The 25,214-nt window shown below is 62.5% G+C and carries 23 protein-coding genes; 18 read left to right on the plus strand and 5 right to left on the minus strand.

Annotation, left to right across the window (positions count from 1 at the left end; genetic code table 11):
• Window positions 1-128: 128 nt before the first annotated feature.
• The 11 genes from trbB to AC0L3C_RS03410 all read left to right on the plus strand — a co-directional run bounded on the left by trbB (window position 129) and on the right by AC0L3C_RS03410 (window position 9,652).
• The gene (trbB, locus tag AC0L3C_RS03360; protein WP_473407136.1) at window positions 129-1,043 is read left to right on the plus strand and encodes a P-type conjugative transfer ATPase TrbB; all 915 of its coding nucleotides are present in this window, start codon (window positions 129-131) and stop codon (window positions 1,041-1,043) included.
• Window position 1,044: 1 nt separating this feature from the next.
• Entirely contained in the window at window positions 1,045-1,368 is a 324-nt protein-coding gene (locus AC0L3C_RS03365) for a TrbC/VirB2 family type IV secretion system protein (protein WP_473261822.1), read from the plus strand.
• Window positions 1,368-1,631 carry a VirB3 family type IV secretion system protein gene (locus tag AC0L3C_RS03370; protein ID WP_473407137.1) on the plus strand — a complete coding sequence of 88 codons (264 nt, stop codon included), beginning with the start codon at window positions 1,368-1,370 and terminating at the stop codon, window positions 1,629-1,631. The genes AC0L3C_RS03365 and AC0L3C_RS03370 overlap by 1 nt, the downstream gene beginning before the upstream one ends.
• Window positions 1,632-1,641: 10 nt before the next feature.
• Window positions 1,642-4,083 carry a conjugal transfer protein TrbE gene (gene trbE, locus AC0L3C_RS03375; protein ID WP_473407376.1) on the plus strand — a complete coding sequence of 814 codons (2,442 nt, stop codon included), beginning with the start codon at window positions 1,642-1,644 and terminating at the stop codon, window positions 4,081-4,083.
• Window positions 4,080-4,814: a P-type conjugative transfer protein TrbJ gene (gene trbJ, locus AC0L3C_RS03380; RefSeq protein WP_473407138.1), complete on the plus strand. Its 735-nt coding sequence runs from the start codon at window positions 4,080-4,082 to the stop codon at window positions 4,812-4,814. The genes trbE and trbJ overlap by 4 nt, the downstream gene beginning before the upstream one ends.
• Entirely contained in the window at window positions 4,811-5,167 is a 357-nt protein-coding gene (gene trbK-alt, locus AC0L3C_RS03385; RefSeq protein ID WP_473407139.1) for a putative entry exclusion protein TrbK-alt, read from the plus strand. Before trbJ ends, trbK-alt begins: the two co-directional genes overlap by 4 nt.
• A complete protein-coding gene (gene trbL / locus AC0L3C_RS03390; RefSeq protein ID WP_473407140.1) occupies window positions 5,164-6,393 on the plus strand; it encodes a P-type conjugative transfer protein TrbL in 1,230 nt (409 codons plus the stop codon). Before trbK-alt ends, trbL begins: the two co-directional genes overlap by 4 nt.
• A 97-nt stretch (window positions 6,394-6,490) precedes the next feature.
• Complete coding sequence (gene trbF / locus AC0L3C_RS03395) at window positions 6,491-7,174, plus strand: conjugal transfer protein TrbF (RefSeq protein ID WP_473407377.1); 684 nt, start codon at window positions 6,491-6,493, stop codon at window positions 7,172-7,174.
• Window positions 7,171-8,205 carry a P-type conjugative transfer protein TrbG gene (gene trbG / locus AC0L3C_RS03400; protein WP_473407141.1) on the plus strand — a complete coding sequence of 345 codons (1,035 nt, stop codon included), beginning with the start codon at window positions 7,171-7,173 and terminating at the stop codon, window positions 8,203-8,205. Before trbF ends, trbG begins: the two co-directional genes overlap by 4 nt.
• Window positions 8,202-9,404 (plus strand): TraB/TrbI/VirB10 family type IV secretion system protein, encoded by a 1,203-nt coding sequence (locus AC0L3C_RS03405; RefSeq protein ID WP_473407142.1) that lies wholly within the window; start codon window positions 8,202-8,204, stop codon window positions 9,402-9,404. Before trbG ends, AC0L3C_RS03405 begins: the two co-directional genes overlap by 4 nt.
• An 8-nt stretch (window positions 9,405-9,412) precedes the next feature.
• The gene (locus AC0L3C_RS03410; RefSeq protein WP_084462517.1) at window positions 9,413-9,652 is read left to right on the plus strand and encodes a DUF2274 domain-containing protein; all 240 of its coding nucleotides are present in this window, start codon (window positions 9,413-9,415) and stop codon (window positions 9,650-9,652) included.
• On the opposite strand, the gene AC0L3C_RS03415 is transcribed toward AC0L3C_RS03410, so the two are convergent.
• Both AC0L3C_RS03415 and AC0L3C_RS03420 read right to left on the minus strand, forming a co-directional pair.
• Window positions 9,628-10,581: a LysR family transcriptional regulator gene (locus AC0L3C_RS03415; RefSeq protein WP_473261843.1), complete on the minus strand. Its 954-nt coding sequence runs from the start codon at window positions 10,579-10,581 to the stop codon at window positions 9,628-9,630. The two genes, AC0L3C_RS03410 and AC0L3C_RS03415, sit on opposite strands and share 25 nt — an antisense overlap.
• Window positions 10,582-11,031: 450 nt before the next feature.
• Window positions 11,032-12,012 carry a LysR family transcriptional regulator gene (locus AC0L3C_RS03420; RefSeq protein WP_473407143.1) on the minus strand — a complete coding sequence of 327 codons (981 nt, stop codon included), beginning with the start codon at window positions 12,010-12,012 and terminating at the stop codon, window positions 11,032-11,034.
• Window positions 12,013-12,135: 123 nt separating this feature from the next.
• On the opposite strand from AC0L3C_RS03420, the gene leuC reads away from it, so the two are divergent.
• Genes leuC through AC0L3C_RS03435 form a run of 3 tightly spaced genes read left to right on the plus strand, consistent with a single transcriptional unit; the run spans window position 12,136 to window position 15,556 of the window.
• Window positions 12,136-13,560: a 3-isopropylmalate dehydratase large subunit gene (gene leuC / locus AC0L3C_RS03425; protein WP_473407144.1), complete on the plus strand. Its 1,425-nt coding sequence runs from the start codon at window positions 12,136-12,138 to the stop codon at window positions 13,558-13,560.
• Entirely contained in the window at window positions 13,557-14,180 is a 624-nt protein-coding gene (leuD, locus tag AC0L3C_RS03430; protein WP_473407145.1) for a 3-isopropylmalate dehydratase small subunit, read from the plus strand. Before leuC ends, leuD begins: the two co-directional genes overlap by 4 nt.
• Before the next feature lie 53 nt (window positions 14,181-14,233).
• Window positions 14,234-15,556, plus strand: coding sequence for a 2-hydroxycarboxylate transporter family protein (locus AC0L3C_RS03435; RefSeq protein ID WP_473407146.1), 1,323 nt, complete (start codon window positions 14,234-14,236; stop codon window positions 15,554-15,556).
• A 500-nt stretch (window positions 15,557-16,056) separates the two neighbouring features.
• Here the strand turns inward: AC0L3C_RS03435 and AC0L3C_RS03440 are convergent, their stop codons facing one another.
• The 3 genes from AC0L3C_RS03440 to AC0L3C_RS03450 form a co-directional block, all read right to left on the minus strand.
• On the minus strand, window positions 16,057-16,485 hold the full coding sequence (locus tag AC0L3C_RS03440) for a GlcG/HbpS family heme-binding protein (protein ID WP_473407147.1): 429 nt from the start codon (window positions 16,483-16,485) through the stop codon (window positions 16,057-16,059).
• Window positions 16,478-19,456: an FAD-binding and (Fe-S)-binding domain-containing protein gene (locus tag AC0L3C_RS03445; RefSeq protein ID WP_473407148.1), complete on the minus strand. Its 2,979-nt coding sequence runs from the start codon at window positions 19,454-19,456 to the stop codon at window positions 16,478-16,480. The genes AC0L3C_RS03440 and AC0L3C_RS03445 overlap by 8 nt, the downstream gene beginning before the upstream one ends.
• A 105-nt stretch (window positions 19,457-19,561) precedes the next feature.
• Window positions 19,562-20,299, minus strand: a complete 738-nt coding sequence (locus tag AC0L3C_RS03450) for a GntR family transcriptional regulator (RefSeq protein WP_473407149.1) — start codon at window positions 20,297-20,299, stop codon at window positions 19,562-19,564.
• A 129-nt stretch (window positions 20,300-20,428) separates the two neighbouring features.
• Between AC0L3C_RS03450 and AC0L3C_RS03455 the strand changes: the two genes are divergently transcribed.
• The 4 genes from AC0L3C_RS03455 to AC0L3C_RS03470 all read left to right on the plus strand — a co-directional run bounded on the left by AC0L3C_RS03455 (window position 20,429) and on the right by AC0L3C_RS03470 (window position 25,112).
• Window positions 20,429-21,631 carry a pyridoxal-phosphate-dependent aminotransferase family protein gene (locus AC0L3C_RS03455; protein WP_473407150.1) on the plus strand — a complete coding sequence of 401 codons (1,203 nt, stop codon included), beginning with the start codon at window positions 20,429-20,431 and terminating at the stop codon, window positions 21,629-21,631.
• A 58-nt stretch (window positions 21,632-21,689) separates the two neighbouring features.
• Entirely contained in the window at window positions 21,690-22,973 is a 1,284-nt protein-coding gene (locus tag AC0L3C_RS03460) for an MFS transporter (protein WP_473407151.1), read from the plus strand.
• A gap of 114 nt (window positions 22,974-23,087) precedes the next feature.
• Window positions 23,088-24,287: a pyridoxal-phosphate-dependent aminotransferase family protein gene (locus AC0L3C_RS03465; protein WP_473407152.1), complete on the plus strand. Its 1,200-nt coding sequence runs from the start codon at window positions 23,088-23,090 to the stop codon at window positions 24,285-24,287.
• Between the two features lie 27 nt (window positions 24,288-24,314).
• Complete coding sequence (locus tag AC0L3C_RS03470; RefSeq protein ID WP_473407153.1) at window positions 24,315-25,112, plus strand: enoyl-CoA hydratase/isomerase family protein; 798 nt, start codon at window positions 24,315-24,317, stop codon at window positions 25,110-25,112.
• Window positions 25,113-25,214 lie beyond the last annotated feature (102 nt).

Here is a 25,214-nt window from a genome sequence, read left to right on the forward strand (position 1 = left end):
GCGCCAAGCCCATTGGTGCCTTTTCTAATCATCCCCACCTGAGGGCCCGCTGTGGAGGTCCTCATTCGCTGGGGACGTCGGTGGCAATCCATTCCATCCAATCGGAAGCGAATTCGCGCGGTGCGCGAATGCTGCGTAGCGCGCTTGGCGCGGCGATTGCCAGCTACCTCGAGGATGAAACGATCATCGAGGTGATGCTCAACCCGGATGGGCGGTTGTGGATCGATCGGTTGTCGAGCGGCTTGATCGATACAGGCGAAACTTTGTCCGCAGCAGATGGCGAGCGCATTGTTCGCCTGGTGGCGCATCACGTCGGCGCCGAGGTGCATGCCGGCGCGCCTCGGGTCTCGGCCGAATTGCCCGGAACCGGGGAGCGCTTCGAAGGTCTCTTGCCTCCCGTCGTGGCAGCTCCGGCGTTCGCGATCCGCAAGCCCGCTGTCGCCGTCTTTACGCTCGACGACTACGTCGCCAGAGGGATCATGTCCTCGAAGCAGGCCACAATCCTGAAGGCTGCGGTCGCCGCTCGTAAGAATATCCTTGTCGCCGGTGGGACATCGACCGGCAAGACAACGTTGACGAATGCGCTCCTGGCTGAGGTGGCAAAGAGCTCCGATCGGGTCGTTCTGATCGAAGACACGCGCGAACTTCAGTGCAAGGCGCCCAACCTTGTAGCATTGCGGACCAAAGATGGCGTGGCGACGCTATCGGATCTCGTTCGGTCCTCGCTGCGACTGCGTCCCGATCGTATCCCGGTTGGCGAGGTCCGCGGTGCGGAGGCACTCGATCTGCTCAAAGCTTGGGGCACCGGTCATCCTGGCGGCATCGGCACGATTCACGCGGGCACCGCGCTCGGTGCCTTGCGGCGGCTTGAGCAGCTCATCCAGGAAGGCGTCATTACGGTTCCGCGTGCCCTGATCGCCGAGACCATCAACCTCGTCGCCGTCCTTGCGGGGCGCGGCGCCGACCGTCGTCTCTCCGAGCTCGCCATCGTCTCGGGGCTTGGAGCCGCCGGTGACTACAGCCTTTCATCAGCAGGAGACTGACATGCGTCTGCAATTTTGCTTTTTTCGTGGGGCATCGTTGGCGGCTTTCGGCGCGGTGCTCTTGGCAGCACCGCCGGCATGGGCCGCCGGCTCGAACATGCCGTGGGAGCAACCGCTCAATCAGATCCTGCAGTCGGTCGAGGGGCCGGTCGCCAAGATCATCGCCGTCATCATTATCGTCGTCACCGGCCTCACGCTCGCGTTCGGAGATTCCTCGGGTGGTTTCCGCAGGCTGATCCAGATCGTGTTTGGTCTGTCGATCGCGTTCGCGGCTTCGAGCTTCTTCCTGTCGTTCTTCTCCTTCGGCGGCGGCGTGGTGATCTGATGGATGAGCCGGTCGCAGGTTTTGTCGTGCCCGTCCACCGCGCGCTTACCGAGCCCATCCTGTTGGGCGGTGCGCCGCGATCGGTCGCGATTGTCAACGGCACGCTTGCCGCCGCGCTTGGGCTCGGACTGCGACTGTGGATCGCGGGTCTGGTCCTCTGGTTCATCGGCCACATGGCCGCCGTCTGGGCCGCCAAGCGCGATCCCGCCTTCGTCCACGTGGTGCGCCGACATCTGCGCATTCCCGGCCATCTCAACCTCTGAGTTATCGGTCATGATGAACCTTGCCGAATATCGTCATTCCAACGCGCGTCTTGCCGACTTCCTGCCTTGGGCCGCCCTGGTCGATGAGGGCATCGTCCTGAACAAGGATGGCTCGTTCCAAAGAACGGCGAAATTCCGTGGCCCCGACCTCGACAGCGCAGTGCCGGCCGAACTCGTCGCCGTCGCCGGCCGTCTGAACAACGCCCTGCGCCGCCTCGGATCGGGCTGGGCCGTATTTGTCGAGGCGCAGCGCCATTTTGCGGGAGCCTATCCTCCGAGCATCTTTCCGGATGCCGCATCCGCGCTGGTCGATGCAGAACGCAGGGCCCAGTTCGAAGAGGCGGGTGCCCACTACGAGTCCAGCTATTTCCTGACTTTCCTCTATCTTCCACCAGAGGAGGGCACAGCGAAGGCAGAGCGATTGCTCTATGAGGGGCGCGATCGCACTCTCGGAGCAGACGCTCGCGAAGTGCTCCGCGGTTTTGTCGATCAAACCGGCCGCGTGCTCGGGCTTCTTGAAGGGTTCATGCCCGAATGCACCTGGCTCGATGATCAAGCCACGCTGACGTACCTGCACTCGACGATTTCGACCAAACGTCATCGCGTCCGCGTGCCCGAAATTCCGATGTACATCGATGCGCTGTTGGCTGACCAGCCGCTGACCGGCGGGCTCGAACCGATGTTGGGCGCAGCCAATCTGCGTGTCCTCACGCTCGTCGGCTTTCCGGGAGCGACGACGCCTGGAATTCTGGATGACCTCAATCGCCTGCCATTCTCATATCGCTGGTCGACGCGCGCGATCATGCTCGACAAGACCGATGCCACCAAGCTTTTGACCAAGATCCGCCGGCAGTGGTTCGCCAAGCGAAAGTCGATCGGCGCCATCCTCAAGGAGGTCATGACGAACGAGGCGCCGACACTGCTCGATACCGACGCCCACAACAAGGCGCTGGATGCCGACGCTGCGCTACAGGAACTTGGTTCGGACCAGATCGGACAGGCCTTTGTCACGGCAACGATCACCGTCTGGGATGCCGATCCCAATGCTGCCGATGAAAAGCTCCGCCTGATCGAGAAGGTCGTTCAGGGCCGCGATTTCACCTGCATGATCGAGAAAGTGAACGCCGTGGAAGCCTGGCTCGGCAGTCTGCCCGGGCATGCTTATGCCAATGTGCGGCAGCCCCCGGTGTCGACCCTCAACCTCGTCCATATGATTCCGATGTCGGCTGTATGGGCGGGCGAGGCGCGGGACCTGCATTTTGGCGCTCCGCCGCTCCTGTTCGGCAGGACCGAGGGTTCAACCCCGTTCCGGTTTTCGCTCCACGTCGGTGACGTCGGTCATACCCTTGTGGTGGGCCCCACAGGTGCGGGCAAGTCCGTCCTGCTCGCCCTCATGGCAATGCAATTCCGCCGTTACCCGAACTCCCAAGTGTTTGCGTTCGATTTTGGCGGTTCGATCCGGGCAGCCGCGCTCGCCATGGGTGGCGACTGGCATGATCTCGGTGGTGCCTTGTCTGACGGAGAAGATCAGCCCGTCGCGTTGCAGCCGCTGGCCTGGATCGATGACCCGTCCGAGCGTGGATGGGCCACCGAATGGGTCGGCGCGATCCTGGCACGCGAAAAGGTCGAGATCACCCCGGAGGTCAAGGACCATCTGTGGTCGGCACTGACGTCTCTCGCTTCCGCGCCGAGGGAGGAACGTACGCTGACGGGCCTGTCGGTCCTTCTGCAATCGAATGCCCTGAAACGCGCCCTGCAACCCTATTGCCTCGGCGGTTCGTCCGGGCGCCTGCTTGATGCCGAGTTCGAGCGCCTTGGCGAGTCCTCCGTCCAGGCGTTCGAGACCGAAGGCTTGATTGGAACGAGCGCGGCTCCGGCTGTGCTGGCCTACCTCTTTCATCGCATTGGCGATCGTCTCGATGGCCGTCCGACGCTTCTCATTGTCGATGAAGGGTGGCTTGCCCTCGACGACGAGGATTTTGCCGGCCAGCTTCGGGAGTGGCTAAAGACGCTTCGCAAGAAGAATGCGTCTGTCATCTTCGCCACCCAGTCGCTTTCGGACATCGATGGTTCGGCGATTGCGCCGGCGATCATCGAGAGCTGCCCAACACGCTTGTTGCTGCCGAACGAACGGGCGATCGAGCCGCAGATCACGGCCATCTATCGCCGCTTCGGCCTGAATGACCGCCAGATCGAGCTTCTGAGCCGGGCAACGCCCAAGCGTGACTATTACTGCCAGTCCCGTCGCGGCAACCGGATGTTCGAGCTCGGGCTTGGCGAAGTTGCGCTCGCATTCACAGCGGCCTCATCCAAGACAGACCAGACGGCCATCGCGCAGCTTCTCGCCGAACATGGACCTGACGGCTTCGTACCAGCCTGGCTTCAGCACCGTGGCGTCGCCTGGGCCACGGACCTGATTCCCAGTCTCGTCAATCTGGAGAAGTCGCAATGAGGCGCCTTGGTCTATTCGCCGTCGCTGCCACGATCGCGCTGACGCTCTGCGTCACGGTACCCGCACGAGCGCAGTGGATCGTTTTCGATCCCAACAATTACGTCCAGAACGTGCTCACCGCCGCGCGCGGGCTGCAGCAGATCAGCAATCAGATCACCTCGTTGCAGAACGAGGCGCAGATGCTGATCAACCAAGCCAGGAATCTGGCAAGCCTGCCGTATTCATCGTTGCAGCAACTGCAATCCTCGATCCAGCGAACCCAGCAATTGCTGGCGCAGGCCCAGCGGATCGCCTACGATGTCCAGCAGATCGACCGCGCGTTCTCGACCAACTATGCGCCGGCTAACAGCAGCCAGTCGAGCCAAGCGTTGATCACTAACGCTCAATCGCGGTGGCAGAATTCTGTCGCCGCGTTGCAGGACGCGCTCCGGGTCCAGGCCGGTGTCGTCGGCAACCTCGATACCAATCGCGTCCAGACATCGGCCCTCGTGACCTCGAGCCAGGGTGCCAGCGGCGCCCTGCAGGCGACCCAGGCCGGCAATCAGATCCTCGCACTTCAGACGCAGCAGCTTGCCGATCTCACCGCCACTGTCGCGGCACAGGGTCGGGCGCAGAGCCTTGAAGCGGCGCAGCGCGCGGCAGCTCAAGACCAGGGGCGGGAACAGCTCCGGCGATTTCTGACGCCGGGGCAGGGCTATCAATCCCAGGACGTGCGGATGTTCCACCGATGACCGATACAGGCCCATTCAAGGCGTTGTCGCTACTCATTTCGGTCGGAGTGCTGGTGGTCGCAGGCTGTGCGATTCACCTCCGTGGCGGGGAAGAAACCCCTGCGTCACCAACGGCAGAGCAGACCAAAGACGTTGACCGTTCCGAGCTTGTGCGCTGCCGCACCGTTTCTTCGGAAGAGGCAGCGGACTATCAGCGTTGTCAGAAGGTCTGGGCCGAAAACCGCCGTCGCTTCTTTGTCAGGCGAGACGGTGCTGCTGCTGCGGAAACCGGCGTGACAGACGTGCCGAAAGATCAGAGCAGAATGCCGCAAGGATATCCCGCCGCCGGGTTGCCCGAGGAAGCTAAGCCATGACCGGCACCGGCATCATCGACCAGTTCCTTGAGACATTCACCCGCTACATCGACAACGGCTTCGGGCTTTTGGGTGGCGAGGTCGGGTATCTCGCGACGACGCTGGCCGCCATCGACATCACGCTTGCCGCGCTATTCTGGAGTTGGGGCACCGACGAGGACATCATCGCGCGTCTCGTGAAGAAAACGCTATTCGTTGGGGTCTTCGCGTATCTGATCGGAAATTGGAATAACCTCGCACGGATCGTCTTCGAGAGCTTTGCCGCCCTCGGGCTGAAAGCGTCCGGTTCGAGCCTCTCCGCGTCAGACTTCCTGCGGCCGGGAAAGATCGCGCAAGTCGGGCTCGATGCCGGAAGGCCGATGCTCGATTCGATCTCGAACCTGATGGGCTACATCAGCTTCTTCGAGAATTTCGTCCAGATCGTCGTTCTCCTGTTCGCCTGGGTCGTGGTGCTGCTCGCCTTCTTCATTTTGGCGATCCAGCTCTTCGTCACCCTGATCGAGTTCAAGCTGACGACGCTGGCCGGCTTCGTGCTGATACCCTTTGGCTTGTTTGGCAAGACGGCCTTCGCGGCGGAGCGGGTCCTCGGCAACGTCATATCGTCCGGGATTAAGGTCTTGGTTCTGGCCGTCATCGTGGGCATCGGCTCAACGCTATTCTCGCAGTTCACGGCGGGTTTTGGCGGCGCGCAGCCTACGATCGAAGATGCCATGACCCTGGTGCTCGCGTCGCTCTCCTTGCTGGGTCTCGGGATCTTCGGTCCGGGAATTGCGAACGGCCTGGTCTCCGGCGGACCCCAGCTCGGCGCCGGTGCCGCGATAGGGACGGGGCTTGCCGCTGGCGGCGTCGTTGCGGCAGGTGCCGGCCTTGCCGCCGGTGGCGCTGGTCTCGTCGGTGGTGCGCTCGCAGGTGCAGGGCGCGGTGGAGCTGCCATCGTGAGCGGCGGATCCGCGGCGTATCGAAGCGGCGGCCTTGCCGGTGTCGCAGAGGCGGGTGGGTCTGCCGCGCTGAGCCCGTTGCGTCGAGCCGCGGCCGTGTTCGCGGGCAGCGGGCAAGCGAGTGAGCCAGCCGCGAGTACGTCCAGCGAGGGGCAGCCCGATTGGGCACGGCGCATGAAGCGCGCCCAGACCATTCGGCACGGCGCGTCGGCGGCCGGTCATGCTGTTCGCTCTGGCGATCATGGCGGCAGCGGCTCTTCTGTCGATCTCTCGGAAGGAGAGCGCTGACAGGCAGCTTCCGTCAGTTTGCCGCCCGACAGCAGCGACGGCAAACGGCATAGCGCGACACTCGAAACCAATCACTCGATCTCAGGGGCAACCATTTATGTTCAGACGACCTTCCGTTCACTACGGGCGCATGCCCGAGCCTGTCACGCCCTACCAAAAAGCAGCACAGGTCTGGGACGAACGCATCGGATCGGCGCGCGTGCAGGCCAGGAATTGGCGGTTGATGGCCTTTGGTTGCCTCATGCTGTCTGCGGGTCTTGCCGCCGGCCTTGTTTGGCAGTCAGCGCAGGGATCGATCACGCCATGGGTGGTCGAGGTTGATCGTCTCGGCCAAGCCCAACGTGTTGCGCCAGCCAACATCGACTATCAGCCCACCGACGCACAGATCGCCTACCATCTGGCGCGCTTTATCGAGGACGTCAGAGGCCTGCCGGCCGATGGCATCGTTCTGCGCCAGAACTGGCTTAGGGCGTATGACTTTACGACCGACCGTGGCGCGGCTGCGCTCAACGATTTTGCGCGCAACAACGATCCGTTTGCCAAGCTGGGTAAGGCGCAGATCTCTGTCGATGTCTCAAGCGTTATTCGCGCGTCTTCAGAGAGCTTCCGGGTCGCATGGACCCAGCGCCTTTACGAGAACGGCTCGCTGAGTGCGACCGAGCGCTGGACCGCGATTCTCACGGTGGCAATCGAGACGCCGCGCGATGCCGAACGCCTGCGCAAAAATCCCCTTGGCGTCTACGTCCGCGCCATCAACTGGTCGAAGGAGTTGGGGCAGTGATCAAGACGACGCGTGACATGTGTTCAAAAGGTCCGATCCAATATCGCAGGTTCAGCTCGAGCAGGTGCAAGCTCGCGGCTTTGAGGCGCGTCCTTTTAGCAGCTCTGCTGCTTGGCACATCGGCCCTCGCTGGATGCGCGACCTACATTCCGCCGGAAATCAACTATGACGCGGAGGTTCCACCGTTGCCAGCGCCTCCAGCTACACTCGATGATCGACCTCACCCGATTCACGTTCCACCGCTTTGGAAACCCGTTCTCGGCGGCAAGTCGGGCACCAAGGAAGACGCCGAGCCCGTAAGCCGGGTTGAGACCGCAAACAGCGCGGCGCGCGTCGAACCGCGCAAAAAGGGGTACTTCAACTCGGCGCAGATTTACGCCTTCAGCCCCGGTGCGCTGTACCAGGTCTACGCCGCTCCCGGACAGATCACGGACATCGCGCTGGAAGAGGGAGAACAATTGACGGGATCCGGACCGATCGCGGCCGGTGATACCGTGCGCTGGGTTGTGGGAGATACCGAGAGCGGGAGCGGGGATACGCGCCGCGTCCACATTCTGGTGAAGCCGACCCGGGCTTCGATCGAGACCAATCTTGTCGTCAATACCGACCGGCGCACCTACCTGATCGAGCTCCGCTCCCGCGAACGGTCGTATATGCCGTCCGTTGCCTGGTACTATCCGGAAACCGTTCGCGAACGATCGCGCTCAATCGCGCTCAGACCGGTCATTCCAGATCCAGCGCAGCGTGTCTTTCGTTATGCGATCGAGGGCGACAGCCCACCGTGGCGGCCGCTCGCAGCGTATGATGACGGCCGGAAGGTTTATATCGAATTCCCGCAAGGGATTGTCCAGGGCGAGATGCCACCGCTCTTCGTCATCGGGCCCGATGGCAAGACCGAGCTCGTCAATTATCGCGCCTACGGCAATGTGCTGATCGTGGACCGGCTGTTTGCAGCAGCAGAACTGCGGCTGGGTGGTGAGCACCAGCAGAAGGTCAGAATTGTCAGGACTGACGGGAGGCCGTCGTCATGAACACGCAGAACGAAAACAGTCCGGACGGGACCATTCCGCCCGAAACACTGGAGGAGCAAGCCAGGAGCTTCCGCCTGCGAGCCGAACCTCCGCGGGTCACGCGATTGTCCCGCAAGGTACTAGCGGGAGGGAGCGCGGTTGCCCTGCTGGTTATCGGCGGAACTGCACTGTGGTCATTGCAAAGCAACCGTCCACGCAACCCGGCGACCGACGAGCTCTATAGCACGGATCATCACAATCTTGCCGATGGTATCGAAGCGTTGCCGAAGGATTACACTGGGGTCTCACGTGTGCCGCAGCTTGGCCCGCCGCTCCCAGGCGACCTCGGTCGACCGATCCTGACCGCTCAAGGCCAGTCGCCGGCGACCGGCGGAGATCCCGAACAGCAACGCCGGGATCAAGAGAGCGAGGCGGCCCGTATCAGCCATCTGTTCGCTTCGACCAATGGGAGAGAAGTGCGTCCGCCCGCCGCTGCGGCTGTTGGAGGCGAGCGCGTGCCGCCGAACGCCACGAGCACCAGCGACGAAGGACCTGCGCAAAACGCGCAGGACCGGAAACTTGCCTTTGTGAACGCTCCTGTGGACCGCCGCACGGTGAGCCCTGACCGCGTCAGCAGGCCCGCTTCACCATACATTGTGCAGGCCGGGACGGTGATTCCGGGAGCGCTGATCACCGGGATCAGGTCAGACCTTCCCGGCCAAGTCACGGCGCAAGTGACCGAGAATTTATACGACACTCCTACCGGCTGCTTTTTGCTCGTGCCGCAGGGAGCGAAGCTGATCGGCAGTTATGACAGCCAGGTTTCGTTCGGCCAGTCGCGAGTGCTGCTGGTCTGGACCCGGCTTATCATGCCGAACGGCCGCTCGATCGTTCTCGAGCGGCAGCCCGGTGCTGACAGCGCAGGGTACGCGGGGGTGGAAGACCAAGTCGACAATCATTGGGGTGAGCTGTTCAAGGCTGCGGCACTATCGACGCTTCTGGCTGTCGGGACGGAGTTGGGAGCTGGTTCGGAATCCAATAGCAACGACAGTGCAATCATTCAGGCATTACGGCACGGTGCCTCCGACTCAGTAAACCAAACTGGACAGCAGGTGGTGCGGCGCAGCCTCAATATTCAGCCGACGCTGACCATCCGTCCGGGGTTTCCCGTCCGTGTGATCGTCAACCGGGATCTCGTTCTTGCGCCATACGGAGGATGACGAAAATTATGGCCAAGCTCAAGATTGGAACGCTTCCCGACGACAAGCCTGTCAAGCTCAATCTCGAATTGCCAGCTTCAGTGCATCGAGATTTGGTTGCCTATGCGAATGCCCTCGCGAGGGAATCTGGCCAACCCATCAATGATCCGGCCAAGCTTGTCGCACCTATGCTGGCACGGTTCATGGCCACGGATCGAGGATTTACGAAGTTACGGCGCGCGTCTCAGTCTGGAGCCGGAGGGGGATAGCGTTCGGTCAGAAGCGCGAGAAAGTGTTTGAGCGCGATATTTTCGTTGTCGCGCCTCCAGCTCGCTGAAAAGCCGATGCGGCTTGGCCCCGATCCATCTCGCAGCTCACGATAGATCAAGCCTGCAAATTTAGCGCCGACATCCGATTCCGTTACGAGACTCAAACCCAAGCCCATGCTGACGAGACTCTTAATAATCCCACGGCTAACGTCATGCCGTTCAATCCTCGGACGGTGCTCCAGCGACACAAGCTTTGAGATGAGTAAATCCTCAAATTCCGCGCCAGGATCGTAGTGGCTCAATATAAGTGTTTCGTCGCGCAAGTCGGTCCAGAAGACGGCCTCTCGGTCAGCGAGCCGATGTCCCTCAGGAACCGAGACCAAGATACGCTCGCTCCAGAGTGATAGTTTCTCATCCGCGGGAAACGGAATCGCTCCCGTCATAATGATTGCGTCAAGAGTCCCAGTCCTCAATGCATGTATGAGACGTGTTCGGGAACGCTCGACGGTCGCGAGTTCGATTTCCGGGAAGCGTCTTTTGAATTCGAGCAAACTTGCCCTCAAATTGCCCGCAGACATCGAAGTATAGAAACCGATGGAAAGCTTTCCTCCACCCGCTTCGGCGCTGGGATCCCCCATTGTCGCAAGTACTTCCACTTGCTCCAGGATTAACTTGGCTATGCGAAGGACATTTCGTCCCGTGGACGTGGCCCTAAGTCCTGCGCTTGATCGTATAAAAAGTGTGGCGCCAAGGAGATGTTCGAAGCTTTTGACGGATCGACTTAGCGCGGAATGGCGCACTGCAGTACTTTCCGCAGCTGCACGAAAGCTTCCATGGTCGGCTGCCGCAATGGCGGAGCGCAGATGATGCAGTTCAATTCGAGCCGCTTGGGTAGGCCTCAATGTTCGCGTTGTCTTCCTATGGTTCATGCGATCTATTAACTCCCTCACGGAAAGGAAGGAAAAGACTACTTCGGGTTGCGCGCGGGATGGCGCACTTAGATCAGAATGATCCGGAGATCAAGGGGAGGTGATCGAAAGCGCGCACCAGGCGGACACGGGCGGAGATTTTCGTAAGCATGAAGTGATGCTATGGGGCTCGTAAGGCGCCTAAAGCCCTGGCATTTTCGTTTGGCCCATTAAGGTTGTGCGACCGCGAAGCGGGCTGCCAACGCCAGATTAAGAGCTGATGGCACATTGCGACATCGACACAAGTGATGGTGCCGATGCCGCTTTAATGACGGAGTGCAGAGCTCCGAGAAACTGATCGCCATGGTCTGCGAGTACGTCCGTATGGACTTCCCTGGCTTAGCGGATGGATGCTGGTCAGGCATGGGTCTGAGAATCAGGCGCCACAAAAATGGGCCGTGTCCTCTGGCACTAAATCGGTGTCTTGCTATTGCGCCGGGTGCCCGAGGTGCGAGTGCGTACTGGCGTGGCTCCGCCATCGTCCAAAGTCTTCAGGACATGTTGCCAGAATGACTCGGGGGCCTGCGCCAGGCGAAACTTAGGTCTAAAGACGTGGATATCGATTGGGATATGCCATTCCTGGCCGCCTGCCGCGACTAGGTCACCCGAGGCAAGCTGATCGGCGATCAAGCTTTCGGGCAACCATGCCATGCCTCGGCCGGCCTGCACCATTGTCACCAGTAGCTTGGCCAAATGCGAAGTAAACGTGGTGCGCAGATGCGCCTTCATAGGCGAGGTCGCAAGGACCGCTTCGAGAATCTTTCCCATACCTGATTCCGGACGGAAGCTGAGAAACTGCACCGGCGCATTTTCCGTCCCCGGAAGCTTGAAGCGGGGTTTCCGGCTTCGCCCCGATAGCGGCACCGAAGCGGGGATCAAGCGGTCGTTGCCGACATGAAGCGAGCGGAAATGCGACGGCATCAATGCGGTCGCGGCGGATGGGTGATGGTGACAAAGCAGAAAATGGGCCTCGCCCGCGAGGAGCGTTCGTTCGCAGGCATCCATGTGGTTGGCGACAAGCTGCACATTCGGCACGAACGAAAGCTTGGTTTCGACACGGCGGAGCCAATCCGGAAAAAACGTCAGCGACAGCGCATTGGTTGACGCAAACTTCAGGACGTCCGAAGCGCCGCGGGCCCGCTCCTGGGCTTCGAGGCGCCCGGCGGCAAGCCGGCGCAAAATATCCTTGGCGGTCTGCAGGAAAACCTCGCCGGCCGAGGTCAGACTGACGGTATGCGTGGTTCGGTCGAACAGTGGCGTTCCAGTCCACAATTCAAGCGTTTGGATCCGGCGGCTTAGGGCCGGCTGGGAGGAATTTCTCTGCTCGGCCGCACGCGAAAAGCTGCGCGTGGCGGCGACCGCGATGAAGTCGTGCAGCAAATTTATCTCCATGGACTAACTCCCGGCCAATCGGGCGCGCTTATGCACGTCATGCATAATGATATCAGATCCTGGCATTGGATTTCCAGTATTGCGCGCGGCACGGTCCGAAAAGGGGTAAAGGAGAAAGCTGCGATGACCGCGCGTACGCTCTACGACAAGCTGGTCGATGCGCACGTGGTGCGGAAGCTCGACGATTCTGGCCTCGTGCTGCTTTACGTAGACCGTACGGTGCTCAACGAATACACCAGTCCGCAGGCATTTGCCGGATTGCGCGCAGCAGGACGCAAGGTCTGGAAGCCGTCTGCGGCGCTGATGGTCGTGGATCATGTCAATCCAACCGCCGAGCACCGTACCCGTGACATTGCAGACCACGACGCAGCACGACAAGTCAAATTCTTCGCGGACAATGCCAGGGATTTCGGCATTGAGTATTTCGACATTCTCGATCCGCGCCAGGGCATCGAGCATGTGGTTGCGCCCGAGCAGGGCTTGGTGATGCCGGGCATGGTAGTCGCCGCCGGCGACAGCCACAGTACGGCGTACGGCGCATTCGGCGCGCTCGGCTACGGCATCGGAACCTCGGATATCGAGCACTATCTTGCGACCTCCACGGTCCGCTATCGCCGTCTCAAGACCATGCGGATCGCGTTGACCGGACACGCGCCGCTCGGGGTAACCCCAAAGGATATCGTGATGGACATCGTCCGCCGTATCGGCGCGGACGGCGCCACGGGCTATGCGGTGGAATTCAGTGGTCCTGCTGTGTCCGACATGAGCGTCGAGGGGCGGATCGTGCTGTGTATTATGATTGTGGAAGCGGGGGCGCGGGGCGTCGTGATCGCCCCTGACTGGAAGGTGCTGGAGTATTTGCGGGACCGCCCGCGTTCTCCGAAGGGCGAAATGTGGAAGCGCGCCGCAAAGTGCTGGTTGAACCTAGGCTCCGACCCGGACGCCCGGTTCGATCGCGAGGTAGCGCTCGACGTCGCCGATGTGTCGCCATTGGTGACATGGGGCACCAGCCCGGATCAGGCGATTGCGGTAACCGACAATGTCCCCGATCCCGGGGGCCAGGGCTCACCTGGCCGCAAGGCGGCGGCAGTACGCGCACTTCACTACATGGGCCTGACGCCCGGGACTCCCATACAGTCCGTCGCGATCGATTTCGCGTTCATCGGATCATGCACGAATTCGCGGATCGAAGATCTTCGGGATGCCGCCGAGATTTTCAGGGGCCGTCACGTCGCGCGTGGCGTCCGCGCCATCGTAGTTCCTGGCTCCACGCAGGTCAGGGCACAGGCCGAGGCGGAAGGGATTGCAAAGGTGTTCACCGACGCCGGCGTCGAGTGGCGGCAGTCCGGCTGCTCTATGTGCCTCGCCATGAATGACGATGTGCTGAAGCCGGATGAACGCTGCGCTTCATCCACCAATCGCAACTTCGAAGGCCGTCAGGGGCCGGGGGTGCGAACCCACCTGATGAGCCCGGCCATGGTCGCCGCCGCCGCGGTGACTGGACGCATCACCGATGTGCGCCGGCTGCTTGGGGAGCCGCGCCAATGATCCCGTTCGATCGTGTCACGGGCGCGGCCGCGCCGATGATGGCGCCAAACATCGACACCGACGTGATCATGCCAAAGATGTTCCTCAAGCGCATCGACCGCAGCGGGCTTGGCGAGGGCGCTTTCAACCTGCTTCGCTTCAGGGAGGGAAAACCCAATCCAGATTTTATCCTGAACCGGGAGGGCTACCGCCGGGCGCGCTTCCTGGTCGTTGGCCCGAACTTCGGTTGCGGGTCAAGTCGGGAGCATGCGGTCTGGGGGCTGCAGCAACTCGGCATTCGCGCCCTGATCGGCACTAGCTTTGCGGGCATTTTCAACGACAACTGCGACAATAACGGGCTTCTGACGATCAGTGTCGAAGAGATACTTGCGAATGAACTCGCCTCCATCGTCAGCGAGGCCGCTTGCAACGGTCTCTCGATCGATCTCGCGCAACAATCGATCCAACTCGATCGGGGTGCCCGCAGTATCACCTTCGATATCGAGCAGGCGAAGAAGGAAGCGTTTTTAACGGGCCGCGACTTCGTCGGCTCCACACTGCTATTCGCCCACGACATCCGCTCCTTCGAAGCTCGGCATCGCGCGGCAAATCCTTGGATCTTTGACCGGGATGGCATCTGAAGGTCGCGGACTCTCATGCGGGTGACCAATGATCGCAAATAAAGGAGGAATTCTTGGCTGACACCACATATCGCGTGGCGGACACGGCGGAACAATCGGCGCTCAAAGGAATTGCCGCGATCAGTATCGGCCCGCTGCCGATCGGGATCTATCTGGCTGCGGTATTTGTCTCCGGGGTGGCAGTTTACAACGGAAAATTGCCAAACGACGTGATCGGGGGACTCTCGGTTCTGATGCTGCTCGGGTTTTTGCTGGGCAAGCTGGGGCGAACGATCCCCGTCCTGAAGCAGATTGGCGGCACCGCAATCCTTTGCCTTTTCGTCCCGTCGGCTCTGGTCAATTACGGCCTGATACCGGACGCCGCCTTGAAAGCCATCACGACAACTTTCCGCACGGCCAATTTTCAGTACTTCTTTATCGCTTGCCTGGTCGCAGGCTCGATCCTCGGGATGCCTCATCGCGTGTTGATTCAGGGCTTTATTCGAATGTTCGTCCCGCTTTCGGTCGGCACAGTTGCGGCGGTTTCCGCTGGCATTGCTGTCGGATTACTGTTCGGTCACAGCCCGAAGGACACGTTCTTTTTCATCATAATCCCGATCATCGGCGGCGGCCTCGCTGAAGGTGTGTTGCCCCTTTCCATCGCGTATTCAGAAATATTGCAGCGGCAGCAATCCGAACTGGTCGCGCAAATGGTGCCGGCGGCGCTGCTCGGAAACGTTGTTGCGATTGTCAGTGCCGGGTTGTTAGCACGGCTCGGTGAGAAGCGCCGTGATCTTAGTGGTCGAGGAACGCTGGTCAAGACCGGGGACGACGACCTTCTCGGGGAGGCGCAGCCGGATCGTCCAATCGATCTCTCTCTGCTCGGCGCGGGTATCGTGTTGTCGTGCGGCTTGTTTGTTTTTGGCGTCATTTTGGCCCCCTACGCGGGCATCCCTGGGCCGATCATGATGATTATTGCTGCCATTGTCCTGAAGCTGACCCGGATATTGCCGAACGAGATGGAACTTGGCGCCTATCAAATCAACAAGTTCATGTCGACAAACCTGACGTTCGCAATCTTGGTCGCGATGGGAACGCTACTCGTCTCTTGGCAACAGCTCATCGCATCGTTCAATCCCGGATATATCGGGATTTGCACGGCGACCGTTCTGACGATGATCTTGTCTGGCTTCTTCGTCGGCAAATGGTTGAACATGTACCCGGTGGAGGCGGCGATCGTGACCGCGTGCCATTCGGGACTTGGCGGCACTGGAGATGTCGCGATCCTCGGCGCAGCCGATCGAATGAACCTGATGGCATTCGCTCAGATTGCCACACGTGTCGGAGGAGCAATCATGATCGTTGTGGCGACACTATTGATGAAGTGGATGTTCTGACCTCTCCCTGTGACTGGCGGCGCTCGGCATACCACGCTGAGCGCCGCCGCTTTTCTGCTGGTCGGCTCGCGGTCGGGTCATAGCTAGTCCATCATGCCCGGAGCCAAGGAGCCGTTACTTGCAGGTTTCTACTTGAGTGCATCATTGTCGCACTTAGGAAAACAATGCCCCGAACTGCTTTCCCATACGAAGGTCGAAAGTACAGATGAGGCGATAGCCAGCGGCCCAAGTTTCTCGTTCAGCGTGGAAACCTTACGAGCCTCTTCATCGGCCCGGCAGGAAAGCAAACGCGGAACGCCCGTGAACAGATGTAGTGCCGATTGATTTCTCTTCCGCACATGCCTTCGTTTCCCTCTCAACATTGCATTGGAAATGCTGGGATATTCTGTCTCGGGTTAAGCCCGTAACAGTCTAGGAACACGAACCCTCGACCAGCATTCCTACCCGGCGTGCCCCCAAAGGTCTTGGCGAGCGTGGGGCTCCTGGTGCGTGGACGATCGCTATCCCGCGTTGGCCTTCAACCCCGCGGCCTGGATGCCGGCCAAGGCGCACGCCTCGTCATTGTCGGAGGTGTCGCCGGAGACGCCGACGGCGCCGAGCAGCGTCGTGCCGTCCATGATCAGCACGCCGCCGGGCACCGGCACCAGCGCGCCCTTGGCCATGGTGTTCACGGCGTCGATGAAATAGGCCTGCTCCTGCGCGCGCTGGAAGAGGGCGCGTGAGCCCATGCCCAATGCGAGCGCGCCGTAGGCCTTGCCGTGCGCGATCTCGGCGCGCATCAGGCTGGTGCCGTCCTGCGCCGCGGCGATCTTGAGCACCCCGCGGGCGTCCAGGATGGTGACGACCAGCGGCTTCAGCTTCAGCTCCGCGGATTTCGCGAAGGCAGCGTCGAGGATCTTGCGGGCGATGTCGAGGGTGAGGTCAGCCACGATTGGTTTCCTTTGCACTTGGAGGGGTTGTGGATTGGGTTTCGGCACGAGCGAGGCTCATCGCCAGCACGTGTGCGACGTGAAGCGCCTCGCGCTGGGCGCCGTCGTGGATCTGGTGCCGGCAGGAGGTGCCGTCGGCAACGACGAGCGTATTCTGGTCCGCGCGTCGCACGGCGGGTAGCAGCGAGAGCTCGGCCATCTCGATCGAGGCATCGTAGGTGTCCGCGCCATAACCGAAAGCGCCGGCCATGCCGCAGCAGCTCGACTCGATGGTCTCGACCTCAAGGCCGGGAACGAGGCGCAGCACCTGCTCGACGGGTTTGAACGCGCCGAAGGATTTCTGATGGCAATGGCCGTGCACCAGTGCTTTGTCGGTAACGGTGCCGAGCGGCAATTGCAGCCGGCCGGCCTCGGCCTCGCGCACCAGGAATTCCTCGAAGGTCAGCGCGTGGGCGCCGACGGCCTGGGCGTCGTCGTCCTTGCGCAGCGAGGCAAGTTCGTCGCGCAGCGTCAAAAGGCAGCTTGGCTCGAGCCCGACAATCGGCACGCCGCGCGCGGCAAAGGGCGCGAATGCGGCGACGAGACGATCGAGCTCGGATTTGGCTTCGTCGACGAGGCCCGCTGACAGGAAGGTGCGGCCGCAGCACAGCGGACGGCGGCCGCTTGCGGGTTTCGGCAGATGCACGCGATAGCCGCCGGCTGCGAGCACGCGCAACGCGGCCTCAAGGTTTTCGCGCTCATAGATGCGGTTGAAGGTGTCGGCCAACAGCACGACCTCGCGGCCAGTTTCCGGCCCGACCGCTTCGGCCGGCGGCACGAACACGTCGCTGCGGAACGCGGGGAGCGCGCGGCGCGCGCTGATGCCGGCAAAGCGCTCGAACAGCTTTCGCAGCAGCGGGCTGCGGTTGCGCAAATTTGCCAGCGGCGCGAAGCGCGACGCGAGGCCGGCATAGCGCGGGAGGTAGCCGACGAGGCGATCGCGCAGCGTCAGGCCATGCGAGGCCGCGCGCGCGGCCAGAACCTCGATCTTCATCTTGGCCATGTCGACGCCGGTTGGGCATTCGTGGCGGCAGGCCTTGCAGGAGACGCAGAGTTTCAGCGTCTCCATCATCTCGTCGGAGGAAAGTGCGCCCGCGCCGAGCTGGCCGGAGATCGCGAGCCGCAGCGTGTTGGCGCGGCCTCGCGTCACGTCCTTCTCGTTGCGCGTCGCGCGGTAGGACGGGCACATCACGCCGCCCTCGAGCTTGCGGCAGGCGCCGTTGTTGTTGCACATCTCGACCGCGCCCTGAAAGCCGCCACCGGCCCCGGGATAAGCCGACCAGTCGAGTTTTGTCTTGAGCTCAGCGACGCGATACTCGGGCTTGAAGCGGAATAGCGAACGATCGTCCATCTTCGGTGCGTCGACGATCTTGCCGGGGTTGAGCACGCCCTCGGGATCGAAGCGCTGCTTCACCTCGCGGAAGTCCGCGACGAGGCGCTCGCCGAACATCGTTGCGTGGAATTCGGAGCGCACCAGGCCGTCGCCGTGCTCGCCGGAATGCGAGCCCTTGTACTCGCGCACCAGCTCGAAGGCTTCCTCGGCGATAGCCCGCATCGCCTTGACGTCTTTCTCCAGCTTCAAATTCAGCACGGGCCGCACATGCAGGCAGCCTTCGGAGGCGTGAGCATACATCGTGCCGCTGGTGCCGTGCTTGGCGAACACCTCGCTCAGCCGCGCGGTGTAGTCGGCCAGATGCGGCAGCGGCACGGCGCAGTCCTCGACGAAGGAGACCGGCTTTCCTTCCTGCTTCATCGACATCATGACGTTGAGACCGGCAGCGCGGAAATCGGCGATCCCGCTCTGCAGCGCGGGCTCGGTGATGTCCACCACGCCGCCCCATTTGCGCTTGTCGTTGTTCCAGCCGAAGCCGAGATCGCACATGAGCTCGCCGAGCTGCTTCAGGCGCACGAAATTGTCCGCCTGATCCTCCTCGGCGAACTCGACCACGAGCACCGCATCCGGATCGCCCTTGATCGCGGTGGAGATGATCGGCCGGAACATCGCGATGTCGCGGCCGAGCGCAAGCATGGTGCGGTCGACCAGCTCGACCGCGATCGGCTTGAGCTTGACCAGATGCTGGGCCGCATTCATCGCCTCGTAAAAACTGCCGAAATGACAGATGCCGAGCGCCTTGTTGCGGATCACAGGCCACAGCTTCAGCTCGACCTTGGTGGTGAAGGCAAGCGTGCCCTCGGAGCCCACCAGCAGATGCGCCATGTTGTTGCGTGCATTGCGCGGCACCAGCGCATCGAGATTGTAGCCGCCGACACGGCGCTGCACTTTTGGAAAGCGCGCGGCGATCTCCCCGGCCTCGCGGGCGCCGAGATCGAGCATGTCGCGGAACAGGTCGCGCGCGCTGTCGTTCGCGTCGAGATCGGAGAGATCGCGCGACACCTCGCCGAAGCGGCTCAGCGTGCCGTCGGCGAGCGCGGCCTCCATCGACAGCGTGTTGTCGCGCATGGTGCCGTAGCGCAAGCTGCGGCCGCCGCAGGAATTGTTGCCCGCCATGCCGCCGATGGTGGCGCGCGACGCCGTCGAGACATCGACCGGAAACCAGAGGCCGTGTTTCTTCAATTGGCGGTTGAGGTCATCGAGCACGATGCCGGGCTCGACCACGCAGGCGCGCCCTTCGACGTCGAGCGACAGGATCCGGTTCAGGTGCTTCGAAAGATCGACCACGAGGCCGTCATTGACGGTCTGGCCGCATTGCGAGGTGCCACCGCCGCGCGGGGTGACCTTCCGTCCGTCGTCCCGGGCGATCGCCAGCGCCAGCAAGGCCTCGTCCATGGTCCTGGGCACGACCACGCCCGCGGGCACGATCTGATAGAACGAGGCGTCGGTGGCGTAACGGCCGCGGCTGAAGCGATCGAACAGGACGTCGCCGGTCATTTCCGCGCGCAGGCGCCGTTCGAGCGAGGAGGCGTTTGTCATCCCTGGTCCCGGACTGATCCAGCGAGGCGCACGGCCGGGCTGGAGTATTCATTCCTATTTCTGATCGATTATATTATGAATTCAAAATGAGCAAGCCGGCTATCCTCAAAGGGAGGCCGGAGCGTCCGCTGGGGGCTCGGTCAGGTGCTCGAGCGCGGCCGTCCGCTTGTTGCGCAGGTGCTGGAACAGGATGTCGCTGAGCTCGCTCGCGGCACGGCGGCGCAGCGCATCGAGGATGGCTTCGTGCTCTCGCATCGCTTCCGCCCAGCGCTGCCGCTTGCGGGCGAAATTGGCGGAGTAGCGGACGCGGCGGATGCGGCCTGCAAAGTTGGCGTAGGCGGTCTTCAGCGTCTCGTTGCGCGCGGCCGCGACGATGCTTTCGTGGATGCGCTGGTTGGTCTGGAAATAGCCGTGCATGTCGCGATGCAGATAGTGGCCGTACATCTCGTAGTGCAGCTGCTCGATCGCGGTGATTTCCGCATCCGTAATGGCTTCGCAGGCCAGGCGCCCGGCAAGGCTCTCCAGCCCCGCCATCACGTCGAACAACTCCTCGAGGTCGCGCTGGCTGAGCTGGCGGACCCGTGCGCCGCGGTTGGGGAGCAGCTCGATCAGGCCCTCGGCGGCGAGCACTTTCAAGGCCTCGCGCAGCGGCGTGCGGGAGATGCCGAACATCTCGCAGAGCTGCCGTTCGGGAACGCGCGCGCCGTCGGGAATGTTGCCCTCGACCACGTAGTCGCGCAGCCGCAGCAGGATCTCGCCGTGAAGCGAGGCCTCCTGGCGGTCGCCGCCATTTGCGGCGGGCGGGGCAATCGGAACCCCGGTGTCGGGAATCGTGGATTTCATTTGCAGCACAGTAGTTCGCCTGTTTGGTCGCGTCGATGTCCACAATCGAATACCAAAAATCGGTTGAAAGTACAAAAAATGAATGCAAAATAGGAGGGCCAGCCAAAATCCGCCGACAGGGAGGTTTTCATGCATCAGGGACGCCATTTCCTTCAGATTCCGGGCCCGAGCCCGGTCCCCGAGCGCGTCCTGCGCGCCATGGACATGCCTGTCATCGACCACCGGAGCGCGGAATTCGGCGAGCTTGGCCGCGCCGTGCTCGAAGGCAGCCAGAAAATCTTCCAGACCGCCGGCCCGGTGGTGATCTTCCCCTCGTCGGGGACCGGCGCCTGGGAGGCCGCGATCGTCAACACGCTGTCGCCGGGCGACAAGGTGCTGATGGTCGAGACCGGCCATTTCGCCACCCTTTGGCGTCAAATGGCGGGACGGTTCGGCATCGAGGTCGATTTCGTTCCTGGCGACTGGCGCCGCGGCGCCGATCCGGCCGTGATCGAGGCGAGACTCACTGACGACACCGCGCGCGCGATCAAGGCCGTGATGGTCGTGCACAACGAGACCTCCACCGGGGCCACCAGCCGCATCGCCGAGATTCGCCCCGCGATCGATCGCACCGGCCATCCGGCGCTGCTGATGGTCGACACCATCTCCTCGCTCGGCTCGGTCGACTACCGCCACGACGAATGGAAGGTCGATGTCAGCGTCAGCTGCTCGCAGAAGGGTTTCATGCTGCCGCCCGGCCTCGGCTTCAACGCGATCTCTGAGAAGGCGCGCGCTGCGGCGAAGACCAACAGGATGCCGCGCTCCTATTTCGACTGGGAGGAGATGCTTAAGCCCAATGCAAACGGCTTCTTCCCCTACACGCCGGCGACCAACCTGCTCTACGGCCTGCGCGAGGCGATTGCGATGCTGCTCGAAGAAGGGCTCGACGACGTTTTCGCGCGGCATCAGCGGCTGGCTGTTGCGACCCGGGCCGCCGTCAATCATTGGGGCCTCGAGATCCTCTGCCAGGAGCCGTCGGAATTTTCGCCGGTGCTCACGGCAGTGCTGATGCCGCCGGGGCATGACGCCGATCAGTTCCGCAAGATCGTGTTGGACAATTACAACATGTCGCTCGGCTCGGGCCTGTCGAAGGTCGCCGGCAAAGTCTTCCGCATCGGCCATCTCGGCGAATGCAATGCGCTGACGCTGCTCGGCGCGCTCACCGGTGTGGAGATGGGCTTGTCGGTCGCGGGCGTGCCGCACCGCTCCGGTGGCGTCGACGCTGCGATGAAGCTGCTGGAGCAGCGCCCGCAGGGCAACGCGTCGCCGCATCTGAAAGTGGTCGGCACTTAAACCGCGCGGGGACACGCGGGCGACAACCACTAAAAAAGATAAACACGGAGGGGTGGAGATGAAAATTCGGTTCAAGGCCACGCATGTCGTGCTGGCGATGCTCTGCGCGATGTACTTCATCACCTATGTCGACCGGGTGAACATCGGCACCGCGGCGAGCGAGATCCAGAAGGAGCTCGGTCTGTCGAACACCCAGCTCGGCCTCGTCTTCTCCGCCTTCGCCTATCCCTATCTGCTGTTCCAGGTGATCGGGGGCTGGGTCGGCGATCGCTTCGGGCCCCGCAGGACGCTGTTCTGGTGCGGCATGATCTGGGCGGTGGCGACCATCTCGACCGGCTTCGTGCATGGCCTCGCCGCGCTGTTCATCGCCCGTTTTGCGCTCGGCTTCGGTGAGGGCGCGACCTTTCCTACCGCGACGCGTGCGATGCAATACTGGACGCCGGCGAACCGCCGCGGTTTTGCGCAAGGGCTGACCCATTCCTTCGCCCGGCTCGGCAATGCGGTGACGCCGCCGGTGGTGGCGCTGCTGATCCTGTGGCTGACGTGGCGCGGCGCATTCGTCGTGCTCGGCTTCGTCAGTCTCGTCTGGGGCGTCGTCTGGGTCTGGTACTTCCGCAACGAGCCGAAGGAGCACGCCTCCATCACGGAGGCCGAGCTCGCCGCACTGCCGCCGCGCGCAACCGGCGAGCGGCCGAGCGTGCCCTGGGGCCCGCTATTGGGGCGGATGTGGCCGGTGACGCTGACCTATTTCTGCTACGGCTGGTGCCTGTGGCTCTATCTCAACTGGCTGCCGCTGTTCTTCAAGAACAACTACAATCTCGACATCAAGAATTCGGCACTGTTCGCCTCGGGCGTGTTCTTCGCGGGCGTGATCGGCGACAGCGTCGGCGGCGTGCTCTCGGACAAGATCCTCGACCGCACCGGCAATGTCCGGCTGGCGCGGCTGAGCGTCACCGTTGCGGGGTTTGCGGGGGCGCTGCTCTCGCTGTTTCCGATCCTGTTCGTCCACGACATCACGATCGTCGCGCTGTGCCTGTCGGCCGGCTTCTTCTGCGCTGAGCTGGTGATCGGACCGATGTGGTCGATCCCGATGGACATCGCCCCGAAACATTCCGGGACCGCCTCGGGACTCATGAACACCGGCTCGGCCTTCGCCGCCATCGTATCTCCGCTGGTCGCGGGCTTCGTGATCGACGCGACCGGCAATTGGTACCTGCCGTTCCTGATGTCGATGGGCCTGTTGCTGCTCGGCGGCTTTTCCGCCTTCCTGATGCATCCGGAGCGTCCGTTCACGGAGGTCGAGGGGGGCCTGCCGTCCGGCAAGGTGGTGGCCGCGGAGTAGGGGGCGGTCGCCCGCCGGTTATGCATGGGAGGCGCCTTTAGGAGAGGGGACAAGCCGGTCAAATGGTGCTATTCGGCGGCCATCAAAATCAAGGCAAGACCGGGAAGGACGCCGATGACCGTGCATACTGGAAGGCATTTCCTACAGATTCCAGGACCGACCAACGTGCCCGACCGGGTGCTGCGCGCGATGGACATGCCGACGCTGGACCATCGCGGTCCGGAGTTCGCCGAGCTCGGTTTCGCCGTCCTCGCCGGCATGCAGCGGGTGTTCCGCACCAAGCAGCCTGTGATCATCTTCCCCTCGTCCGGCACCGGCGCCTGGGAAGCTGCGATGGTCAACGTGCTCGCGCCCGGTGACAAGGTGCTGATGTGCGAGACCGGCCAGTTCGCCGTGCTGTGGCGCGGCATCGCCGACAAGTTCAAGCTCGATGTCGACTTCATCCCGAGCGACTGGCGCCATGGCGCCGACCTCGCCGAGATCGAGAAGCGCTTGGCCAGCGACAAGCCGCACACCATCAAGGCGGTCTGCGTCGTCCACAACGAGACCTCGACCGGCTGCGTGACGCCGCCGCTGGAGGTGCGCAAGCTGCTCGACCGGATCAAACATCCCGCGCTGCTGATGGTCGATACCATCTCCGGGCTCGGCTCGATGGAGTACGAGCACGATGCCTGGGGCATCGACGTCTCGGTCGCCGGCTCGCAGAAGGGCCTGATGTTGCCGCCGGGCCTCGGCTTCAATGCCGTCTCGGAGAAGGCGCTCGCGGTGGCCAAGGCCAACCCCGGCATGCGCTCCTATTGGGATTGGCAGGAGGTCATCTCCTTCAACAAGCTCGGCACCTTCCCCTATACGCCCGCGACCAATCTGCTCTACGGCCTGCGCGAAGCGGTCAAGATGCTGGAAGAAGAGGGGCTCGAGAACGTCTGGACCCGCCACAAGCGCCACAGCGCGGCGACGCGTGCCGCGATCAAGGTCTGGGGCCTGGAGACGCAATGCGCCGATCCTGCCGCGCATTCGCCGGCGCTGACCGGCGTGCGCGTGCCTGATGGCCATGACGCCGATGCCTTCCGTAAGGTGGTGCTGGAAAACTTCGACATGTCGCTCGGCACCGGCCTGAACAAGGTCAAAGGCAAGGTGTTCCGCATCGGCCATATCGGTCATTTCAACGATCTCATGCTGATGGGCACGCTCGCCGGCGTCGAGATGGGCCTCGATCTTGCCAAGATCCCGCACCGGAGCGGCGGCGTGTTGGCGGCCATGGACGTCCTGAAGGGACGCGACGCGGTGCCGATGACCAAGGCTCAGGTGGCCTGAACTAACCTAGAGAAAAGAGAGCGCGCGATGAACGCACCGACGACCACCAACGAAGACCTGCTCTACTCCGTCACGGACGGCATCGCGCGGATCACCTTCAACCGCCCGCAGGCGCGCAACGCACTGACCTTCGCCATGTACGAGCGCATGGCGGAGATCTGCCAGGAGATCAACGCCGACAGCTCGATCAAGGCGCTGATCCTGACCGGCGCCGGCGACAAGGCGTTTGCCTCCGGCACCGACATTTCTCAATTCCGTGCGTTCAAAACCGCGCAGGATGCGCTCGACTACGAGGCCCGCATCGACCGCGTGCTCGGCACGCTGGAGCAGTGCCGCGTGCCCGTGATCGCGGCGATCGCGGGGGCCTGCACCGGTGGCGGCGCCGGAATTGCGGCTTGTTGCGACCTCCGCATCGGGACTGAAACGACGCGGATCGGGTTTCCGATCGCGCGCACGCTCGGCAACTGCCTGTCGATGTCGAACATCAGCCGCGTCGTCTCGCTGGTCGGCCCCGCCCGCACCAAGGATCTGATCTTCAAGGCGCGCCTTGTCGAGGCGCCGGAAGCACTGGCCCTCGGCCTCCTCAACGAAATCGTCCCTGATGTCGAGACGCTGCAGCGCCGCGCCAACGAGACCGCCAGGCTCGTGGCGAGCCACGCCCCGCTGACGCTTGAAGCGACCAAGGAGGCAGTGCGTCGCATCCGCCGCACGCTGTCGCGCGAAGAGGGCGAGGATCTGATCCTCAAGGCCTATATGAGCGAAGATTTCCGCGAGGGAATGGACGCCTTCCTCAACAAGCGCACGCCGAACTGGACGGGCAAGTAGCGCGGCCTCTGCCGATTGCGCCGTGCAACTATCAACTGGTTCCGGAATCGCAATTGCGCGCTTCTCCCTTTATGCGAAGCCGGCATGCCGTTCCTGTTCGTC

It is taken from the genome of Bradyrhizobium sp. WSM4872, assembly GCF_055811715.1.

Coding starts and splice junctions, on each gene's coding strand:
- trbB (WP_473407136.1), top strand. CDS start 129: ATGCTGCGTAGCGCGCTTGGCGCGGCGATTGCCAGCTACCTCGAGGAT.
- AC0L3C_RS03365 (WP_473261822.1), top strand. CDS start 1,045: ATGCGTCTGCAATTTTGCTTTTTTCGTGGGGCATCGTTGGCGGCTTTC.
- AC0L3C_RS03370 (WP_473407137.1), top strand. CDS start 1,368: ATGGATGAGCCGGTCGCAGGTTTTGTCGTGCCCGTCCACCGCGCGCTT.
- trbE (WP_473407376.1), top strand. CDS start 1,642: ATGATGAACCTTGCCGAATATCGTCATTCCAACGCGCGTCTTGCCGAC.
- trbJ (WP_473407138.1), top strand. CDS start 4,080: ATGAGGCGCCTTGGTCTATTCGCCGTCGCTGCCACGATCGCGCTGACG.
- trbK-alt (WP_473407139.1), top strand. CDS start 4,811: ATGACCGATACAGGCCCATTCAAGGCGTTGTCGCTACTCATTTCGGTC.
- trbL (WP_473407140.1), top strand. CDS start 5,164: ATGACCGGCACCGGCATCATCGACCAGTTCCTTGAGACATTCACCCGC.
- trbF (WP_473407377.1), top strand. CDS start 6,491: ATGTTCAGACGACCTTCCGTTCACTACGGGCGCATGCCCGAGCCTGTC.
- AC0L3C_RS03405 (WP_473407142.1), top strand. CDS start 8,202: ATGAACACGCAGAACGAAAACAGTCCGGACGGGACCATTCCGCCCGAA.
- AC0L3C_RS03410 (WP_084462517.1), top strand. CDS start 9,413: ATGGCCAAGCTCAAGATTGGAACGCTTCCCGACGACAAGCCTGTCAAG.
- AC0L3C_RS03415 (WP_473261843.1), bottom strand. CDS start 10,581: ATGAACCATAGGAAGACAACGCGAACATTGAGGCCTACCCAAGCGGCT.
- AC0L3C_RS03420 (WP_473407143.1), bottom strand. CDS start 12,012: ATGGAGATAAATTTGCTGCACGACTTCATCGCGGTCGCCGCCACGCGC.
- leuC (WP_473407144.1), top strand. CDS start 12,136: ATGACCGCGCGTACGCTCTACGACAAGCTGGTCGATGCGCACGTGGTG.
- leuD (WP_473407145.1), top strand. CDS start 13,557: ATGATCCCGTTCGATCGTGTCACGGGCGCGGCCGCGCCGATGATGGCG.
- AC0L3C_RS03445 (WP_473407148.1), bottom strand. CDS start 19,456: ATGACAAACGCCTCCTCGCTCGAACGGCGCCTGCGCGCGGAAATGACC.
- AC0L3C_RS03450 (WP_473407149.1), bottom strand. CDS start 20,299: ATGAAATCCACGATTCCCGACACCGGGGTTCCGATTGCCCCGCCCGCC.
- AC0L3C_RS03455 (WP_473407150.1), top strand. CDS start 20,429: ATGCATCAGGGACGCCATTTCCTTCAGATTCCGGGCCCGAGCCCGGTC.
- AC0L3C_RS03460 (WP_473407151.1), top strand. CDS start 21,690: ATGAAAATTCGGTTCAAGGCCACGCATGTCGTGCTGGCGATGCTCTGC.
- AC0L3C_RS03465 (WP_473407152.1), top strand. CDS start 23,088: ATGACCGTGCATACTGGAAGGCATTTCCTACAGATTCCAGGACCGACC.
- AC0L3C_RS03470 (WP_473407153.1), top strand. CDS start 24,315: ATGAACGCACCGACGACCACCAACGAAGACCTGCTCTACTCCGTCACG.